5 protein-coding genes are annotated in these 3186 nt (G+C 26.7%); 1 reads left to right on the top strand and 4 read right to left on the bottom strand.

Going from position 1 to position 3186, the window contains the following annotated elements; genetic code table 11:
* On the top strand, positions 1-277 hold a 277-nt coding region (gene yaaA, locus Q0V09_RS09675), incomplete at its 5' end, for a peroxide stress protein YaaA (protein ID WP_297488991.1).
* A 23-nt stretch (positions 278-300) separates the two neighbouring features.
* Here the strand turns inward: yaaA and Q0V09_RS09670 are convergent.
* From Q0V09_RS09670 to Q0V09_RS09655, 4 genes are all read right to left on the bottom strand, one after another.
* Positions 301-1065 carry an ABC transporter ATP-binding protein gene (locus Q0V09_RS09670; protein WP_297488988.1) on the bottom strand — a complete coding sequence of 255 codons (765 nt, stop codon included), beginning with the start codon at positions 1063-1065 and terminating at the stop codon, positions 301-303.
* Positions 1049-1888 (bottom strand): ABC transporter ATP-binding protein, encoded by an 840-nt coding sequence (locus tag Q0V09_RS09665; RefSeq protein ID WP_297488985.1) that lies wholly within the window; start codon positions 1886-1888, stop codon positions 1049-1051. Before Q0V09_RS09665 ends, Q0V09_RS09670 begins: the two co-directional genes overlap by 17 nt.
* Positions 1889-1901: 13 nt before the next feature.
* A complete protein-coding gene (locus Q0V09_RS09660; protein ID WP_297407836.1) occupies positions 1902-2702 on the bottom strand; it encodes an ABC transporter permease in 801 nt (266 codons plus the stop codon).
* Between the two features lie 12 nt (positions 2703-2714).
* On the bottom strand, positions 2715-3186 hold a 472-nt coding region (locus Q0V09_RS09655), incomplete at its 5' end, for an ABC transporter permease (protein ID WP_297488982.1).

The raw sequence follows: 3186 nt of genomic DNA, 5'->3' as shown, positions 1-3186 counted from the left end.
AGAAAATTCAAATGATTTTTATCTTAATTTAGCCTCTAAAGAGTTCTCTAAAATAATTGATAAAAATATTAAGGTTATTAATATTGAATTCAGACAAAATTCAAATGATACTTTAAAAAATATAAGTACAGAAGCCAAAAAGGCTAGAGGTTTACTTTTAAATTATTTAATAAAAAATAATATTTGTAATTTAGATCAAATAAAAGACTTTAAAGAAAGTGGTTATAAGTATTCTAACACTTATTCAAATGAATCTACTCTATTCTTTATAAAATAAAAAAGCTGAGTTTTTCAGCTTTTTTATTCATTTAATATTTTTTTAAAATCCTTTGAATCAGGAAGAGCTTTTAATAACTCTTTAGTATATTTCTCTTTGGGGTTGAAGAATATCTCTTCTGCTTTCCCCATCTCTATTATCTCTCCATTTTTCATAACAGCTATTCTATCACACATATAATAAACTACTCTTAAGTCATGAGATATAAATAAATATGACAGTTTTAAATCTTTTTGAAGTTTTTTAAATAGATTTAATATATTTGCTTGTACAGATAAATCTAGTGCAGAAACAGATTCATCTGCAATTAAAAGTTTACTCTTTGTTAAAAGAGATAAAATAATCGCAATTCTTTGTTTTTGTCCACCAGAAAGTTCATATGAATATTTATCTAGAATATCTAGAGGTAAACTACATATCTCTAACATTTTTAAAATATCTTCTTTGTTTTTTATACTATCATATTTTTTTAAAACCCTAAAAGGTTCCTCTAAAATCCATAAAATTTTTCTTTTTGGATTTAAACAAGAATTTGGATCCTGAAATACCATTTGTATATCTCCTGGAACACCATATTTCAAACTTTTTAGTTTTCTATTATCAAAATTAATCTCTCCACTATCCTTTTTATCAAGTCCAGTTAAAATTTTAGATAAAGTTGATTTTCCACACCCAGATTCTCCAATTAAACCAAAAATCTCTCCCTCCTCTATGTAGAAAGAAACATTTTTTATAACTTTTTTACCATCTTTAAATGTTTTATTTAAATTCTTAACCTCTAGTAGCATTATGGACACCTCTTTTTTCCAATGTAGGAAGTGATTTGTTTTTATCTTCCATACTAAAAATCATATTATAAAGTGTTTGTGTATATTTATCTTTAGCATTAACAAGACCATTTTCAACAATCTCTACTTTCTCACCACCATACATAACCATAACTCTGTCACATAATGAATCAATTAGAGCCATATCATGAGAAACAAATATTATCGTCATATTTTTATCTTTATTCATCTTTTTTAAAAGTCTAACTACTTTTAATTGAATTCTTAAATCGAGGGCTGTAGTACACTCATCGCATATAACAAGAGATGGCTCACATATAACAGCCATTGCTATAACAACTCTCTGTCTTTGACCTCCTGAGAGCTCATGCGGATATCTATTTAGTATATTTTCCAAATGAGCTAACTCGCACTCTTCTAAAATATCATTTATAACTTTCATTCTTTCACATTTACTTAAATTTTTTCTATGAATAAGTAAACACTCTTCTATTTGCTTACCTATCTTTTTTAAAGGGTTTAGAGAACCTGATGAATCTTGTAGTATCATACTTATTTTATTTCCTCTTAATGAGGATATTTTCTTTTCAGAAAATTCAAGTATATTTTCATGTTCAAATTCAACTTCCCCTGTAATTAAAAAGTGTTTTTCTAAAACTCTCAATATACTTTTAGATGTTAAACTTTTTCCACATCCAGACTCTCCTACAATTCCAAATATCTCTCCTCTATTAACATGAAAACTTAAACCTTTAACTAAATGTTTTATATTATTTTTATCATTACAATATATATTTAAAGACTTCACTTCTAACAACTTCATTTTTTACCTCTTTTTATGAATTATACTTTTCTCTAAAGTATTCTCCTAATAACTTACTAGAAAATACAGTTAATGTTATAAACAGTCCTGGAAAAATAACATACCAAGGAGCTCTTAGAAAATATATTTGAGACTCTTTTAACATTGATCCCCAACTTGGATAAGGAGCTTGAACACCTAGTCCTAAATAACTTAAAGATGCTTCTGTTAAAATAGCCACACCAAAGGAGAGGGAAATAGCAATTATAATTCTACCTCTTATATTTGGAAATATATAGTTCCAAATTATCTCTCTTCTTTTAACTCCTCTTATTCTAGCCGAAAGTATATAATTCTTTTCTTTTTCTTTTAAAGTTTCACTTCTTGTTAATCTAATAAAATAAGGAATATTCATAACTCCAATGACTATTATTAAATTTGTAATACCTGGTCCAAGTACAGATATTATCATTAATGCAAATAATATACCTGGAAAAGCCATTAGAGCATCTGAAATTCTCATAATAACTTCATCTATATATCCACCAACATAACCTGAAAACATACCAAGTAAACTACCTAAAAAAGAACCAATAACAATAGATGATATTCCTATAAAAAATGAAACTTGCCCACCTACTAAAATTCTACTAAAAATATCTCTTCCGAACTTATCTGTTCCGAAAATATGTTTTAAAGATGGAGAAGCTAATTTTAATTTCATGTTCATCTCAGTAATATTATATGGTGTATAAAACACAGCTACTAGAGATAAAAAAAGAAATAAAACAATTACTCCACCGCCTATAACTAATTTCATATCTTTGTCTTTCATTTTTAATCCTCACTACTTTATTTTTACTCTAGGGTCTATATACGTATATATTAAGTCTGTTGTAAAGTTTATAAAAACAACGATTATACTACTATAAAGAATTAACCCTTGAACGATTGGATAATCTCTATTTTCAACTGCTAAAATTAATAGATTTCCAAGACCAGAAATATTAAATAAACTTTCTATAACAACGCTACCTACCAATACTTTTATAAAAAATCCAGATATTATTGTAACAAGAGGTAAAGCTATATTTCTTAAAACATCTCCAACAACAATTGAAACTTTACTTTTTCCACGTATAATTGAAGCTTTCACATAATCCATTTTCATCTCTTCTTCAACCATATTTTTAATATAAATAATTAACATAGAAATTCTAGGAATTGCCAGTGTAATAATAGGAAGTAAAAGAGTTCCCGTTATTAATGATCCACCAATTGTATGACTCACCATTAACATTAGTAATAACCCACACCAA

It is taken from the genome of uncultured Cetobacterium sp. (genome assembly GCF_947039425.1).
Classification (GTDB): Bacteria; Fusobacteriota; Fusobacteriia; order Fusobacteriales; family Fusobacteriaceae; genus Cetobacterium_A.
The sequence above is the reverse complement of the archived record's forward strand: the minus strand, read 5'-3'. Positions and strand labels throughout refer to the sequence as shown.